Here is a 14674-nt window from a genome sequence, read left to right on the forward strand (position 1 = left end):
GGCATCCTCCTCTCTTGACCGTTCTCCGCATGCTCAGCCGCGCGGGCCGGCGTAGGTTTCTGCCCATCGCCGCTGCTCGTCAAGCATGGCGGCCAGACGCTCAATCTGCTCGCCGACGCGCGCCGGGGCCGTTCCGCCATAGCCCGTCCGGGCGGCGACGGCCGCCTCGGGAGTCAGGCAGGCCTTGATGGCGGGTTCGAGCCGCGCGTCGATCGCCGCCAGGTCCTCGTCGTCGAGCGCTTCGAAGCCGATGTCGCGGTCCTCGCAATGGCGTACGAGGGCTCCGGTGATCTCGTGCGCTTCGGAGAAGGGCACGCCCCGGCGCGCCAGCCAGTCGGCGACTTCGGTCGCCAGCGTGAAGCCGTCGGTCGCCTGGCGTGCGAGCCGCTCGGCGTCGACGCGCATCGTCCCCACCAGGCCCGCCATGGCCGGCAGGACTGCCGCCAACGTGTCGACGGTCTCGAGAGCCGTGAACTTGTCCTCGATGAGATCGCGGTTATAGGCGAAAGGCAGGCCCTTGAGCGCGGTGAGCATGGTCGTGAGGCCGCCGATCAGGCGCGACGCCCGGCCGCGCGTGAGCTCTGCGATATCGGCGTTCTTCTTCTGCGGCATGATCGACGAGCCGGTCGCATAGGCATCGTCGAGCTCGATCCAGCGGAACTGGCGCGAGGACCAGAGGAAGATCTCCTCGGCAAGCCGCGAGAGATGGACGCCGAGCATCGCCGTCGCGAACAGGAACTCGGCCACATGGTCGCGGCTGCCGACCGCGTCGATCGAGTTCTCGCATGGGCCGTCATAGCCGAGCTCTTGCGCAGACAGCTCCGGATGCAGGGCAAGGGCGGAGCCGGTGAGCGCCGCCGCGCCGAGCGGCGAGAGGGCGCTGCGGCGGTCCCAGTCGCGCAGACGCTCGACGTCGCGCGCGAAGGTCTGGGCATGGGCCAGAAGCTGGTGAGCGAAGCTCACCGGCTGGGCCGGCTGAAGGTGGGTGAAGCCGGGGGCGAGCGTATCCACATGCGCCTTCGCCTGCGAAACCACCGCCTGCTGCAAGGCGAGAACGTCGAGGACGATGATGCGCACCTTGTCCCTGAGATAGAGCTTCAGGTCGTTGGCGGCCTGGTCGTTGCGCGAACGGCCGGCGCGCAGCTTGCCGCCGAGGGTGCCAAGCCGCTCGATCAGAAGCCGCTCTATGAAGGTGTGGACGTCCTCGTCCGTCTCCGTCGGGACGGCCTCGCCGGCCTCGAAGTCCCGCCCGATCGCGACGAGGGCGGCGGCGATCTTCTCGTATTCCGCCTCGCTAAGGACGCTGGCGCGGACGAGTTCGCGGGCATGTGCGATCGACGCGGCAATGTCATAGGGGACGAGGCGGAAATAGCTCGCATCGGCACGCGACAGGCGCATCAGCGCCGGCGAGGGACCCGTGCGGAAGCGGCCACCCCAAAGGCGCGTCGGTTGAGTCATCGGCAGTCCTCCTCAAGCGGTCGTCCGTCGTGACCGAAAATTGACAAGCTGCCGTGACGCCAACAAATGAAATGATCTCCCACCCCCAGTCCGAAATGGAATACTCTGCCGGCCTGTTTCGATCGGGCAAGGCCATGCAGGGTATCCGCCCTCTTCCATCGACGACTGCGCTGCGCGTCCTCGTGGCGCTCGCCGAACACGGCACCGCCTCGGCGGCGGCACGCGCGGTCCACCTGACCCAGAGTGCCGTGAGCAAGCAGCTCAAGGGGCTCGAGGAGATCGCCGGCTCCGCGCTGTTCGCGCGCACGAGCCGTGGCTTCGTGCTGACGGAAGCGGGGCGGATCTACGTGACGCAGGCGCGGGTCGCTCTCGGCGCGCTGGAGACGGCGGCGGCGCGGGTCAGCGCCACGCGCGCTTCGCCGGGCTTGATCCGGCTGCATGTGCTCCCGATCCTCGGCGACCGCTGGCTGGTGCCACGCTTCTCGCGCTTCACCGAACGGCACCCGGACATCGACGTGCAGTTCACCACCTTCATCACGAGCGATATGGTGGAGGAGGCGGATGCCGTCTTCCGCTTCGGCGAGGGCGATTGGCGGGGACAGGCGGCCGATTATCTCTTCGGTCGCGATGTCGCGCTCGTCGCCTCGCCCTCATTGCTCGCACGGATGGGCGGCATCGGGACGGCCGACGACGTGCGCCGCTACACGGTGCTCGACCATTTCCAGACGCCGCTGCGGTGGAGCGAGTTCGCCGATGCCCAGGGGCTCGTCGATTTCACGCCGGCCCATATCATCCGCTTCGGCTTCTATGCGCTGGTCATCCGCGCGGCGATCGCCGGACAGGGGCTCGCGCTCGTGCCGCGCTGCCTGGTGATGGAGGAATTGGCGTCCGAGCGGCTCGTCAACCCGCGGGACCTCGGCTTCTTCAGCCGGAACGGCTACTGGTTTACGGTCCCGGCGGATCGGCCCTCGCGGGCCGCGCTCACGGTCTTCCGGGATTGGCTTCTGGACGAAGCGAAAGCCTTGGGGCCGAACGCCTGAAGGCGTTGGTGTCCGGTCATGCCGGCACCGATCGGCCGAGCCATTCGACCGCGGCTCTGACCCCGCCTTCGCCGTGAGGGATGCCGAGTGCGACGAGCCCGGTCTCCAGAACGGCCAGAGTCCCCAGGACCATGGGCGCGTTGACGTGGCCCATATGCGCGATCCGCAGGGCCCTGCCGCCCAGGTCGCCGATGCCGATGCCCAGCACCACGCCGCATTTCTGCTCGCAGTATGCCAGCAGCGGCTTCGGATCGCGGCCGTCCGTCGTGAGCACGGTCGTCACCGAATTGGCGCGCTCGCTGGGCTCCGTGATATTGAACTCCAAGGCGCCGCCGGCACCCCAGGCCTCGACGGCTCGGCGGACCGCTTCGGCGAGGAGCCGGTGGCGTTCGAAGACATTCTCCAGCCCCTCCTCGAACAGCATGTCCAGCGCCTTGCGCAGGCCGAACAGCATATGTTCGGGAGGCGTGCCGCAATATTTCTGGTAGTGCTCCGCGCCATCGCGCGCGGTCCAGTCCCAATAGTGCGTGCGTAGTCCGGCCTGCTGGTGAACTGCCCTCGCCTTCTCGTTGGCGGCGACGAAGCTCAATCCCGGCGGCATCATCAGCCCCTTCTGCGAGCCGGTCACGGCGACGTCGACGCCCCAGCCATCCATGTCGAACGGCATGGTGCCCAGCGACGCGATGGTGTCGACCATCAGCAGGGCGTCGTGCCCGGCATTGTCGATGGCCTTGCGGATGCCCGGAATATCGTTGACGACGCTCGAGGCGGTGTCGATCTGGACGACGAGCACGGCCTTGATGTCCCCCGCCTTGTCTTCGCGGAGGCGGGCTTCCAGCGCCGCCGGATCAACCGCGCGGCGCCAGTTCCCCGGCAGCACTTCGACGCGGATGCCGAGAACGGCAGCCATCTCGCCCCAGCCGAGAGCGAAGCGGCCGCTTTCGAGGACAAGGATCTTGTCGCCCTTCGAGAGCAGGTTCACCAGCGCCGCCTCCCAGGCGCCGTGGCCGTTGGCGGCGTAGATGTAGGTCCGGCCTCGCGTGCGGAACAGCCTGCGGAGATCCTCGAGGCAACTCGCGGTAACCTCGATGAGCGCGCCGGAATAGATGTCGATCGCCGGACGATGCATGGCGGCGAGGACGTCGTCGGGCACCGTGGTCGGGCCGGGAATGCTGAGGAACTCGCGGCCGTGGCGGACAGTCATTGCTGCGGGATCTCCCAAACAGGGCGTTTCGACAAGTTTCAGCTTCACAGGGCATACAGGCCGCCACCGCCGCTTGCAAGCGGGCCGATCGCTCCGCCGGACAGCGGCGGTTGGCGATTAAGCTTTGGCAAAGAATAAGTTGATAAGATCGCGCCTCCTTCTTGAGGCACGGCATGCGTCATATCAAAACCGAGCAATACTACAACGTCAGCGGCCGCGACGCGCGCCGCCACGAGCGGATGAGCGAGCCGGTTTTCGAGGTCCATTTCAACAATGGGGTCTGGCGCCCTTTGAACTGGTCCGTCGGCGGGTTGCTGATTCGGCCCTATGACGGGTCCCTGAAGCCTGACGATGTCGTCCGCGGCTTCATCGTCGGCGCGACCTTCAAGGGGCCGGAGCGGGTTCCGTTCACTGCGCGCGTCATCCGCCATATCCAAAGGCGAAAGGAACTGGCGCTTCAGTTCACCTCGGTCGACGAGCGCTTGAACCGTTTCTTCGAGCACTATCTCCGGCGGCCGATGCGCCCGACCCGATAGGACCCCAGCCCTGATTCAGATAATCAGGACCTAGACCGAGCCCTCGTCCGGCTCTCCGCCCGGCATCGACAAGGATAGGAGATAGAGCTGCGTCGCATAGCTCATCCGAAGGGCCGGCCCCGGGGACTGCACAGGCGACGGCATCCAGTGCGACGGCCGGGTTGAGCCTGCTTCGGCTCCCCCAGCGGAAGCCGTGGCCTGCGCGTCGGGTTCGATCGGCTGGCGGCCGGCTTCCGTGGGACCGGCTGCAGCGATGGCTCGGTCCGCGAATTTCGCCGCGAAGCGGTCATAGACGTCCTCGAGCGAGAGAGGTTGCCCGTTCCGATAGAAGATGGCCCTGTTGGCCTCGGCGGCCTGCGGCAAGATGCTGGCCGCATCCTGCCCCGGGTCGGCCCGCAGGGCGCGGAGGAACTTCTCCGCTCCGCCCGGCCCGAGGAAATGAGCCAGATAGAGCTCGGTATCTCCGATCCTGCCGCCGACCGTTCCCTCGAGATAGTTCCGATTGCCCCGGGTGTATTCAGCCGCCATGAAGGCCGAAATCTTGGGATCCTCGCGAAGGTCGAGAATTTTTTGCTTCAGGGCATCGTCCGCGTGCCCCGATTCGAGCGCGGTGGCATAGCCCCCCAGACCGTATTTCGCACCATGGGTCTTGACCATGTCCAGCCAGGTCTGGTCGATGAACTGGTAGAGTCCGGTCGCGCTGCTGGTTTTGGCCTGGATGTGGGGGTCGAAGCCGCTTTCCATGGCAGCCTTGGTTACCAAATAGGAAAAATCGACCCCGGACCGCAGACTCGCCATCTGAATCGCCGAGGTGATCTGGGGCGAAACGCCGCGCAATTCGGCGCTGTTCCCGTGAATTGGACCTACGCTCATATCGGTGCTCCAGGCTCCTTCGCGGCGGTCATCATGGGCAAAACTATTTTCGATGCGCGCCGAAAGAACAAGATGAACGTAGTGATACACCACAATTCTTTTAATCAGCTTTAAACATCGGTCTGTAGCCTCACCATCGCTTCAGTCCGGCGACGGCTGAGCGTTGCACCCCAAGAAGGGCTCTGCGTGGCGACCCCAGAAGAGCGGGCAGGCAAACGAGGGGAGATCCACCATGAGCCTCATGGGTGCAATGCGGGCTGGCGTGGCCGGACTGCAGGCGCAGAGCACGAAATTCGCGGCAATCGCCGACAACATCAGCAATTCCAGCACCGTCGGCTATAAGCGGGCCGAGGTCCAGTTCACCTCGATGGTGACGCAGCCGCCGACGCAGACCAGCTACACCTCCGGCGGCGTGCTCCCGTCCATCCGACAGGAGATCGGCAAGGCCGGGACGCTGCTCCCCACCTCGTCGAGCACCGATCTCGCCATCGCCGGCGGCGGCTTCTTCGTCGTGGCGGACCATGCGACCGCGGCGGATCGGTCCTTTGCCCTGACCCGCGCCGGCTCCTTCGTGCCGGACGATGCTGGGAACCTGGTCAATTCGGCCGGCTATTACCTGCAGGGGTTTGAGCTCAATGCCGACGGAACGCCAGTCATCGCGGCGCCGTCGACCGACACCTTCAACGATCTCGAGACCGTCAATATCAACAACCTGACCTTCGCCGGCTCGCCGACGACGCGGATCGATTTCTCCGCGAACCTTCCGGCGGGTGCCCCGGGGCCCGGAGGGACGGGGCAGGTGCAGACAACCTCCACCACCTATTACGACCCGCTGGGCACTCCCCGACGGCTGACACTGGAGTGGACGCCGGACGCCGCCACCGACAATCAATGGACGCTCAACGTCATTGACTATGACGGGACCAACATCGGAACGGTCGACATCCTCTTCAACGGCGTGGCCGATCCGAACCCCGGTATGCCGATGACCTATACGCCTGCGATGCCCACTGGCGTGCTGGGCCTGACCAATGTCGACGGTCAGCCGATCGACCTCGATATCGGTGCGGTGAACACGCCCAACGGCATCGTGCAATTCGATGGCGACTACCAGCCGGAGATCCACAGTGACGGAGCCCAGCTCGGCGTGCTGCAGCGGGTCGAAGTCGACAAGGAGGGTGTCGTTTACGCCATCTTCAATAACGGCGAGCGGACGCCGATCTATCAGGTTCCCCTCGCCGCCGTGCCCAATCCCAACGGTCTGACTTCCGACGATGGCAATATCTTCCGCCTGGGTCAGAATTCCGGACAGATGTATTTGTGGGAGGGGACGCACGGCCCCGCCGGTGAGGTCGTCGCCAGCGCCCTGGAAGCCTCCAACGTCGATATTGCCGAGGAGCTGACGCAGCTGATCCAGACGCAGCGGGCCTATTCGTCCAATGCGAAGATCTTCCAGACCGGCGATGAGATGATGGCCGAACTCAGCCAGCTGAAGCGGTAAGTAGAGGGGCTTGTCGGCCTTAGGGCCGGCAAGCCGCCTTGCGTGGTCACGAAGGGAGCAGAGTGATGTCGATTACCCAGGCGATCAATGCGGCGCTCACCGGTTTGCGGGCCACGCAGACCCAGTCGGCGATTCTCAGCCGCAACGTCGCGAACGCCCAAACGCACGGCTATGTCCGCAAGGACGTGGATCTGAGCTCGCTCGTTCTCGGCGGGGTCGGGTACGGCGTGCGGGTCGATGGGATCGCCAGGCGTGTCGACGAGTTCCTGATCCGGGATGTCCGCAATGCCTCCAGTGGGGTGGCCGAGCAGCAGGTGCTGGCCGAGGCCCTGCGATACTTCACCGATATCGTCGGCCAGCCGCAGGACGAACGGTCCTTGGCGAGCCTGCTCGCGGATTTCGATCGCCAGCTCGGCGAATTGGGCGAGAGCCCGGAAAGTACCGCGAGTCAGCAAGCGGTGGTCACCTCGGCGGAAGGCCTGGTGCAGGTGTTCCAACGCACCGATGCCGCGATACGCCAGGCCCGCGAGGATGCCGACGCGCAGATCGGGGAGAGCGTGAGGACCGTCAACACCGCGCTGGATCGGATCAAGGCGCTCAACAGCGAGATAAGCGCCCGCGGGAACGCCGGCGCCGACTACACCGACTTGAAAGACCAACGCGACAACCTTATCGACCAGATCGCGCAAGAGATCCCGATCCGCACGGTCACGCAGGAAAACGGCGAAGTGCACATCATGACCCAGGGCGGGGCGACACTGCTCGATGCCGAGGTTTCCTATCTTGAGTTCACGCCGTCGCCGAACATCCCGGCATCGCTGCAGTACGACCCCTTGACGCCGGGTGGCCTCAGCGGCCTCGAGGTGGATGGCATCGACATCGCTCCGGGCAGCGGAAATGCCGGTTCGATCCCCTCCGGCAGGCTGGCCGGACTATTCGAAATCCGCGACACCACCATGGTGCGCTTCCAGATCCAGATCGACGAGGCCGCCAGTCAGCTGATAGCCGGGTTCCAGAATGCCGACGCCACGGTGACGGGCGCGCCGCCGGAGGATACCGGCCTGTTCACCGACAGCGGGAACGCCCATGACCCGACGGCTTATGTCGCGGGGCTCGCCGGGCGCATCGCCGTGAACGACATGGTCAAGCCGGAGACCGGCGGGGATCTGTGGCGGGTTCGCGACGGCATTCATGCCGCCGCCGAGGGGCCGCCGGCCGATAACGCGCAGATCCGCCAGTTCGAGGCGGTCTTCGATTCGGTCATGGCCTTCGACCCGGCGGCCGGGCTTCAGACGTCGGCGAAACTGCTCGATTTCGCGTCCGCGGCGGTATCGGACCAGCATGCGATAAGGCAACAGGCGGAAACGAGCCTGGAAGGCAAGTCCATTGCGCACGACGCCTTGTCGACATCCCGCTTGAACCGGGACGGCGTCAATATCGATGACGAAATGCAGAAACTTCTCACGATCGAACGGAGTTATGCGGCCAATGCGCAAGTCCTGGAGACCGCCAACCGGATGATCGCACGCTTGTTCGAGTTCTAGTGGCCTGATCGTAACGCCGGGTTCTCAGGCGTTGCGTGCATCAGTCCGCCAACCTAAGGCGTTTGTGGTTCGAGCCGGTCAGTGAACGGGACTCATCTGTTGGCATCGAACCGTTAGGAGGTCCGCGATGTTTGTTCAATCCGTGTCCACCATGGGCATGTCGCTGCAGAATCGCAAAGCCCTTTCCGAGGCGCAGGGTCAGATGTCCGCCCTTCTCAAGGAGCAGGGAACGGGAAAGAAGTTCGACGTCGCGGGAGAGATCGGGCCACGCACGGCCCAACTCATCGGCATGCACAACGCCTTTTCGGAGGCCGAGGAGTATATGACGTCGAACGCGACGATCACGTCGCGTCTCGAAATCACCCAGGCGGCCCTGACCAATGTCGTCAATGCCGTCGCGGGCGACGAGGACAGCGGTGATGCCAGTGGTTTCATAAAGACGCTCATCGCCGGAATGAGTGGCGAGGCCGGCGCAAGGCTCGTTCAGGATGCCGCGAAGGATCTTCTGGCGAACTTGCTGGGAACGCTCAATACGAGCAACGGCGGCCGATATCTGTTCGCCGGGACGGCCACGGACACTCAACCGGCTCAGGACTCGGACCAGGTCAATGCCGGCACCGGCGTGTCACCGAATCAGGTGCTGCAGAATGTCATCGCGGCGAAGCCGCCGGTCGTCGATGCCGCCACTTTGGATGACCTTCTGAATGGTCCCGACGGCATCGCATCGGTGTTCGACAACACCCACACCGTGGCGACCCATCGCTATGCGACGACGTTCTACAACGGGTCGACGACCGATGTGACGGGCAAGGTCGATGCGAGCCAGGAGATCACCTATGGCGCCCGCGCCGACGGTCCGGGCGTCCGCCAGGTTCTGAAGGCCGCCTATACGCTGGCCGCGATCGACATGAATTCCATGCCGCCGGCTCAATACCATGAGCTTCTCGCGCAATCGCTCGCCGATCTGCAGGCCGGGGTGGCCCAGATAACCGAGAAAAAGGCCGAGCTGGGACTGGCGGAACAGACCGTCGAGCACGCACAGGGCCGCCATGAGCTTCTCCAGAATGTCCTGAACGGACGGATCAACGACCTGGAAGCGGCGGACCCCTACGAGACGAATGTAAGGATCACGACCCTGGAAACCCAGATCGAGACGAGCTACGCGATGACCGCGCGACTCAGCAGGCTCAGCCTCGTGAATTTTCTTTAGGCTTTTGAACGAAACCTCAGTTTAAACGGCGTCGGGTAGATAGGTAGCCCGAACTTCTCTGGCCAGGCAGGCAAGACATGGACGTTATGGGTATCGGTCTCTTCAAGCTGGCGAGTAGCCGCCTTTCCTATCTGGCGACGCGCCATCAGACCATTGCCGAGAATGTCTCGAACGCCAGCACGCCCGGCTTCGTCTCCCGCGACCTGAAGCCGTTCGAGGCGGCCCTGAAGGAGGCGGAGGTCCGGCTGGCCCGGACGCAGCCGGGCCATATGGGGCTGGGCAGTGCTGCGGAAGATGGAAGGTTCGGCGTGGACAGCGACGCGCCGGTCTGGGAAGTCACGCCGAGCGGCAACAGCGTGGTTCTCGAGCAGGAGATGCTGAAGGCGTCCGAGACGGTGGCGTCCTATTCGCTCGTCTCGAACCTCTACAAGTCGAGCCATTCGATGCTGAAGTTGGCGATCAGCAGCCAGTAGTTGGGGAACGATCATGTATGACTCCTTGCTAGGGACGATCGCCGTCGCGTCGTCCGGGCTGAAGGCCCAGGGATTGCGGATGCGGGTGGTCGCGGAGAACGTGGCCAACGCGAACTCGACCGCCAGCGTGCCGGGCGGCGACCCCTACCGACGCAAGACGATCACCTTCGAGGCTGAGCTCGACCGGTCGATCGGCGCGTCGCTGGTGGACGTGAAGAGCATCGGCGTCGACAGATCCCTGTTCAAGCAGGTCTATAATCCGAATCACCCGGCGGCCGATGAAGCCGGCTACGTCAAGATGCCGAACGTCTCGACCCTGATCGAGATGGCGGACATGCGGGAAGCGACGCGCGCCTATGAGGCCAACCTCAACATGGTCGAGCAGGCCCGGTCGATGTTGATGCGCACCACCGACCTGATCCGCCGCTGACTCTAGCTGAATCTCTAGGAGACCATCGCCATGTCGCTCATCACGCCGTCCCTGGGCCAGGCTGCCCGGCTGTACGCGCAGAACAAGCTGTTCGGCCAGGGCCTCACCAACGGCCCTTCGCCGTCGACGAACGTTGCCGAGCCGACCTTCGGCGACTTCATGAAGAGCATGGCGAAAACGTCGATCGAGCAGCTTCAGGAGAGCGAAGCCGTCTCCGTCGCCGGCACGAAGGGCAAGGCGAGCTCGCAGCAGGTCGTCGAGGCCGTGATGGCGGCTGAACTGACCCTGAACTCGGCGATCGCCATTCGCGACAAGATGGTGCAGGCCTATCAGGAAATCCTGCGGATGCCGGTCTAGGCGGACTGGTCGCGGGCTCCGGCGAGCGTCGCGATGAGCGAGACCGACGCCATCGACCTGTTGCGGGACGGCATATGGACGGCGCTGCTGATCGCCGCGCCGGCATTGGCGGTTGCGATGATCGTCGGTGTCGGGATCGCTTTGCTGCAGGCCCTTACGCAGGTCCAGGAGATGACGCTCACCTTCGTGCCGAAGATCGTGGCGATCCTCGTGGTGATCGCGGTGTCGACGCCGTTCATGTATCAGGGCCTGTCGAACTACGCGCTCAATCTGGTCGACCGCATCGGGGCCGGATTTTAGAAACATCCGACAGACTTCCGCCCCGGACCCGCGTCGGCCCGGCCCGCCGCTCGGTGGCGTATACCTCAGATTAAACCTGAATCATTAGGGTAAGGCCGGGGTTCACTCGGCGTCGATTTGCATGTCAAGTCTTGGATATCTCAGAGCGGAGTTCGAACGGCTCGGCGGGCCGGTCTATCGGGGGCAGGTATCGGCCTGCCTCGGTACGACGGTCAAGCTGACCGGGCTGCAGTCGCACTTGGCGCCGGGCGACAAGTGCAAGATCGTTCGCAAGGACGGCCGGCAGGTTCTCTGCGAGGTGGTCGGGTTTCAAGAGAACCGCACCATCGTCATGCCGTTCGACAGCGTCGACGGCATCGTCGTCGGCAGCGATGTCTATCTGACCGAGAGCGATGCGTTCATTCGCCCCGATGAAAGCTGGATCGGCCGTGTCTTCAACGCCATGGGCCAGACGATCGACGGGAAAGGGCCCGTCACCCTGGGTGATCGCCACCGGGCCCTGCGGGCTCCGGCAGTGCCGGCCTATCAACGGCGGCGCATGGGCGCAAAGCTGGATACCGGCATTCGCGCGATCAACACCTTCGTGCCGATCTGCAAGGGACAGCGGATGGGGATCTTCTCCGGATCGGGCGTCGGCAAGTCGACATTGCTCTCGATGCTCGTCCGTTCCTCCCAGGCGGATATCAATGTCATCGGGCTCATCGGCGAGCGCGGCCGCGAGGTCCAGGACTTCCTGCAGGAGCAGCTCGGCGAGGGCGGGCTGCGGCGATCCATTCTGGTGGTCGCGACCTCCGACGAAAGCCCGCAGATGCGCCGTCAGGCGGCCTATGTCACGGCCGCCATTGCCGAGGAGTTCCGCGATCGCGGCCATCAGGTGCTGTGTATGATGGACAGCATCACCCGGTTCGCAATGGCGCAGCGGGAGATCGGCTTGGCCGTCGGAGAGCCTCCGACCACCAAGGGCTATCCGCCGAGCGTCTTCGCGGAGCTTCCGAAGCTGCTGGAACGGTCCGGCCCCGGGCTTGCGGGCCAAGGCGATATTACCGGCATCTTCACGGTCCTCGTCGAAGGCGACGATACGAACGAGCCCATCGCCGATGCGGTCCGCAGCATCGTCGACGGGCACCTGGTGCTCGATCGGGAGATCGCCGAGCGCGGACGATTTCCGGCGATCGATGCGCTGCGGAGCGTGTCGCGGGCCTTGCCGGCCTGTCATGACGAGGCGGAGCTGTCGCTCTTCCGCGAGGCGCGAGAGCTCATCGCGGAGTACGAGAATCTGCGCGAGATGATCCAGATCGGGGCCTATCGGCCCGGCAGCAATCCCACCGTCGATCGCGCCATCGCCGTATATCCGCAGCTCGAGGCCTTTCTGGGCCAGCAGATCGGCGAGCAGATGAGCATCGAGGACGGATTTTCGAGATTGCGCACGATTCTTCACGGCGAGCGCGAGCCGTCGACCTTCGGCCGCTCGACGATGGCCGGTAAGCCCGCGGGGGCAGCGGCAGCCTCGCCGGGGGGCTCATCCGCAGTCTCGGGGGAGAACGTCATGCCGTTTCCGGACCGGGGGGGAGCCTCGGGCGGGGCGGCGGATGAACCCTTGACGGCCGTCGCCGGATGAGTGACGTCGCCAGTTCCAGGCCTAGTCTGCTGACGTCGCTGCGCATCGGCATGGGCCAGCGCGATATGATGTTCGCGGCCGCCATCGTGCTGATCCTGATGGTCCTGTTCATGCCCATTCCATCCTGGCTTCTGGATGGTGGGCTTGCCATATCGCTCGCCTTGAGCGTGCTGATCCTGATGGTCGCCCTGTGGATCAACAAGCCGCTCGACTTCTCGTCCTTCCCGACCATCCTGCTCGTGGCGACGACCCTGCGCCTGGCGCTGAACATCGCCACGACACGCCTGATTCTGAGCGACGGTCACACCGGCCACGACGCGGCGGGCCACGTGATCGAAGGGTTCGCGAACTTCGTGATGAACGGCAATTTCCTCATCGGGTTGATCGTATTCGCGATTCTGACCACGGTGAACTTTATGGTCATCACCAAGGGCGCGACGCGCGTCGCCGAGGTGACAGCCCGTTTCACCCTGGATGCGATTCCCGGCAAGCAGATGGCGATCGACGCCGATCTTTCGGCCGGATTGATCGACGATGAGGGCGCGCAACGCCGCCGCCGGGAGCTCGAGGACGAAAGCTCCTTCTTCGGTTCCATGGACGGTGCCTCCAAGTTCGTTCGCGGCGACGCCATCGCCAGCCTGATCATCACCTTCATCAATGTGATCGGCGGGATCCTTATCGGCGTCGGTCAGCAGGATCTCGCGATCGGCGAGGCGGTGGAGATCTACACGATTCTTTCGGTCGGCGATGGCTTGGTTTCGCAGATTCCGGGGCTGATCGTCTCGCTTGCCGCGGGCCTGCTCGTCACCAAGGGCGGCAACGTCGGATCCGCCGACAAGGCCGTCCTCCGGCAGCTCGGCGGCTATCCGAAGGCGCTGGCGGTGGCATCGCTGTTGATGGGCGTGCTTGCACTTACGCCCGGGCTACCCGTCGCCCCCTTTCTTCTGCTGTCGAGCGGGTTCGGCGTCGTCGCTTGGTACCTGCCGAAGCATTTCGCTCGCCTGGAGTTCGAGCAGCAGAGGGCAGCGCTCGCCGAAGCCGCGCCGCAGGCGACGGACGAGACGCCGATCGAGGAGATGCTCCGCATCGACGACATCCAGGTCGAGGTCGGAAACCAGCTCGTGCCGCTGATCATCAGCGAAGGCGCCGGGCTGACGGCGAAGGTCAAGCTGCTGCGCAAGCGCTTTGCCAAGGAATACGGCTTCTTCCTGCCCAAGATCCGAATCAAGGATAACGCCTATCTGCCGCCGAAGGGATACGAGATCGCCGTACAGGGCGTCGTCGTCGGCAAGGGCGAGATCTGGCCGAACTATATGCTCGCCATCGACTCGGCCGGGAAGACCCCGCGCATTCAGGGAGAAGAGACCCGCGAGCCGACCTTCGGCCTTCCGGCACGCTGGATCAGCAAGGCCTTCGCGGAGGAGGCGGAGGCGAAAGGCTATACCGTGGTCGATGCGGAAAGCGTCGTGATCACGCATCTGACCGAGGCCATCAAGGACAATCTCACCTCGCTACTGAGCTATGCGTCCGTTCGCAAGCTTCTGGACGGCTTGGATGGGGACTATCAGAAGCTCGTCCACGATCTTGTGCCGAGCCAGATCACCATGGCGGCGCTGCAGAACGTTCTCCAGGGGCTTCTGGCCGAGCATGTTTCGATTCGAAACCTGCCGCGCATCCTCGAGGGCGTGTCCGAGGCCGTCGCGCATACGCGGAACGTGAATGTGATCGTCGAGCATGTCCGCACCAAGCTGGCGCAGCAGATCTGCCAGAACCTGATCGGACCCGACGGCTTCATCTCCGTGGTCACGCTCGCGCCGAAATGGGAGCAGGCCTTCCTCGATCACATCAAGCCCGAGGGCGAAGACCGCGTCTTCACCATGCCGCCGACCATGGTGCACGAGTTCGTGCTGGCCGCGCGCCCGGCCATTCAGGAGCAGATCGCCGGCGGGAACCCGTTCGCGATCCTGGCCAGCCAGGACGCCCGCCCCTTCATTCGTTCGATTCTCGAGCGCGTGAGTCCCTCGACGCCGGTGATCAGCCACGCCGAGCTGCACCGGAAGACCCCGATCAAGACGGTCGCACAGATCTGAGAGGCGGGGCATGCATAGGGGACACAGGCCACCGATGGGA

Annotated in this window: 14 protein-coding genes; 11 read left to right on the plus strand and 3 right to left on the minus strand. The window is 64.6% G+C overall.

The features are described 5' to 3' along the window. Positions 1–33: 33 nt before the first annotated feature. The gene (gene argH / locus DT069_RS15110) at positions 34–1458 is read right to left on the minus strand and encodes an argininosuccinate lyase (RefSeq protein ID WP_119461141.1); all 1425 of its coding nucleotides are present in this window, start codon (positions 1456–1458) and stop codon (positions 34–36) included. 95 nt (positions 1459–1553) lie between these two features. On the opposite strand from argH, the gene DT069_RS15115 reads away from it, so the two are divergent. Beyond that, a complete protein-coding gene (locus DT069_RS15115) occupies positions 1554–2498 on the plus strand; it encodes a LysR substrate-binding domain-containing protein (protein ID WP_425450267.1) in 945 nt (314 codons plus the stop codon). A gap of 16 nt (positions 2499–2514) precedes the next feature. On the opposite strand, the gene DT069_RS15120 is transcribed toward DT069_RS15115, so the two are convergent. Beyond that, complete coding sequence (locus tag DT069_RS15120) at positions 2515–3702, minus strand: pyridoxal-phosphate-dependent aminotransferase family protein (RefSeq protein WP_119461142.1); 1188 nt, start codon at positions 3700–3702, stop codon at positions 2515–2517. A gap of 173 nt (positions 3703–3875) precedes the next feature. Between DT069_RS15120 and DT069_RS15125 the strand changes: the two genes are divergently transcribed. Then, positions 3876–4238, plus strand: coding sequence for a PilZ domain-containing protein (locus tag DT069_RS15125; RefSeq protein ID WP_119461143.1), 363 nt, complete (start codon positions 3876–3878; stop codon positions 4236–4238). 30 nt (positions 4239–4268) lie between these two features. On the opposite strand, the gene DT069_RS15130 is transcribed toward DT069_RS15125, so the two are convergent. After that, complete coding sequence (locus DT069_RS15130) at positions 4269–5111, minus strand: transglycosylase SLT domain-containing protein (RefSeq protein WP_119461144.1); 843 nt, start codon at positions 5109–5111, stop codon at positions 4269–4271. Positions 5112–5343: 232 nt separating this feature from the next. On the opposite strand from DT069_RS15130, the gene DT069_RS15135 reads away from it, so the two are divergent. The 9 genes from DT069_RS15135 (at position 5344) to flhA (ending at position 14634) form a co-directional block, all read left to right on the plus strand. Continuing rightward, the gene (locus DT069_RS15135) at positions 5344–6612 is read left to right on the plus strand and encodes a flagellar hook protein FlgE (protein ID WP_119461145.1); all 1269 of its coding nucleotides are present in this window, start codon (positions 5344–5346) and stop codon (positions 6610–6612) included. Positions 6613–6677: 65 nt separating this feature from the next. Continuing rightward, entirely contained in the window at positions 6678–8156 is a 1479-nt protein-coding gene (flgK, locus tag DT069_RS15140; protein ID WP_119461146.1) for a flagellar hook-associated protein FlgK, read from the plus strand. 127 nt (positions 8157–8283) lie between these two features. Continuing rightward, entirely contained in the window at positions 8284–9366 is a 1083-nt protein-coding gene (locus tag DT069_RS15145) for a flagellin (RefSeq protein ID WP_119461147.1), read from the plus strand. A 77-nt stretch (positions 9367–9443) separates the two neighbouring features. Then, on the plus strand, positions 9444–9839 hold the full coding sequence (locus DT069_RS15150) for a flagellar basal body protein (protein WP_425450268.1): 396 nt from the start codon (positions 9444–9446) through the stop codon (positions 9837–9839). Between the two features lie 13 nt (positions 9840–9852). Then, positions 9853–10269: a flagellar basal body rod protein FlgC gene (flgC, locus tag DT069_RS15155; RefSeq protein WP_119461149.1), complete on the plus strand. Its 417-nt coding sequence runs from the start codon at positions 9853–9855 to the stop codon at positions 10267–10269. A gap of 30 nt (positions 10270–10299) precedes the next feature. Continuing rightward, positions 10300–10626 (plus strand): flagellar hook-basal body complex protein FliE, encoded by a 327-nt coding sequence (gene fliE / locus DT069_RS15160; protein WP_119461150.1) that lies wholly within the window; start codon positions 10300–10302, stop codon positions 10624–10626. 33 nt (positions 10627–10659) lie between these two features. Then, positions 10660–10926 (plus strand): flagellar biosynthesis protein FliQ, encoded by a 267-nt coding sequence (fliQ, locus tag DT069_RS15165; RefSeq protein ID WP_119461151.1) that lies wholly within the window; start codon positions 10660–10662, stop codon positions 10924–10926. Positions 10927–11047: 121 nt separating this feature from the next. Continuing rightward, positions 11048–12544: a flagellar protein export ATPase FliI gene (gene fliI, locus DT069_RS15170; protein ID WP_119461152.1), complete on the plus strand. Its 1497-nt coding sequence runs from the start codon at positions 11048–11050 to the stop codon at positions 12542–12544. Beyond that, on the plus strand, positions 12541–14634 hold the full coding sequence (flhA, locus tag DT069_RS15175) for a flagellar biosynthesis protein FlhA (protein WP_119461153.1): 2094 nt from the start codon (positions 12541–12543) through the stop codon (positions 14632–14634). The genes fliI and flhA overlap by 4 nt, the downstream gene beginning before the upstream one ends. The last annotated feature ends 40 nt before the right edge of the window (positions 14635–14674 follow it).

It is taken from the genome of Virgifigura deserti, from assembly GCA_003576685.1.
Classification (GTDB): Bacteria; Pseudomonadota; Alphaproteobacteria; order Dongiales; family Dongiaceae; genus Virgifigura; species Virgifigura deserti.

What these genes read in the sequence shown, in the direction of transcription:
- fliI (WP_119461152.1), top strand. Translation starts at nt 11,048, where the DNA reads ATGTCAAGTCTTGGATATCTCAGAGCGGAGTTCGAACGGCTCGGCGGG.
- DT069_RS15145 (WP_119461147.1), top strand. Translation starts at nt 8,284, where the DNA reads ATGTTTGTTCAATCCGTGTCCACCATGGGCATGTCGCTGCAGAATCGC.
- flgC (WP_119461149.1), top strand. Translation starts at nt 9,853, where the DNA reads ATGTATGACTCCTTGCTAGGGACGATCGCCGTCGCGTCGTCCGGGCTG.
- DT069_RS15150 (WP_425450268.1), top strand. Translation starts at nt 9,444, where the DNA reads ATGGACGTTATGGGTATCGGTCTCTTCAAGCTGGCGAGTAGCCGCCTT.
- DT069_RS15130 (WP_119461144.1), bottom strand. Translation starts at nt 5,111, where the DNA reads ATGAGCGTAGGTCCAATTCACGGGAACAGCGCCGAATTGCGCGGCGTT.
- argH (WP_119461141.1), bottom strand. Translation starts at nt 1,458, where the DNA reads ATGACTCAACCGACGCGCCTTTGGGGTGGCCGCTTCCGCACGGGTCCC.
- flgK (WP_119461146.1), top strand. Translation starts at nt 6,678, where the DNA reads ATGTCGATTACCCAGGCGATCAATGCGGCGCTCACCGGTTTGCGGGCC.
- DT069_RS15120 (WP_119461142.1), bottom strand. Translation starts at nt 3,702, where the DNA reads ATGACTGTCCGCCACGGCCGCGAGTTCCTCAGCATTCCCGGCCCGACC.
- fliQ (WP_119461151.1), top strand. Translation starts at nt 10,660, where the DNA reads ATGAGCGAGACCGACGCCATCGACCTGTTGCGGGACGGCATATGGACG.
- DT069_RS15135 (WP_119461145.1), top strand. Translation starts at nt 5,344, where the DNA reads ATGAGCCTCATGGGTGCAATGCGGGCTGGCGTGGCCGGACTGCAGGCG.
- DT069_RS15115 (WP_425450267.1), top strand. Translation starts at nt 1,554, where the DNA reads ATGGAATACTCTGCCGGCCTGTTTCGATCGGGCAAGGCCATGCAGGGT.
- flhA (WP_119461153.1), top strand. Translation starts at nt 12,541, where the DNA reads ATGAGTGACGTCGCCAGTTCCAGGCCTAGTCTGCTGACGTCGCTGCGC.
- DT069_RS15125 (WP_119461143.1), top strand. Translation starts at nt 3,876, where the DNA reads ATGCGTCATATCAAAACCGAGCAATACTACAACGTCAGCGGCCGCGAC.
- fliE (WP_119461150.1), top strand. Translation starts at nt 10,300, where the DNA reads ATGTCGCTCATCACGCCGTCCCTGGGCCAGGCTGCCCGGCTGTACGCG.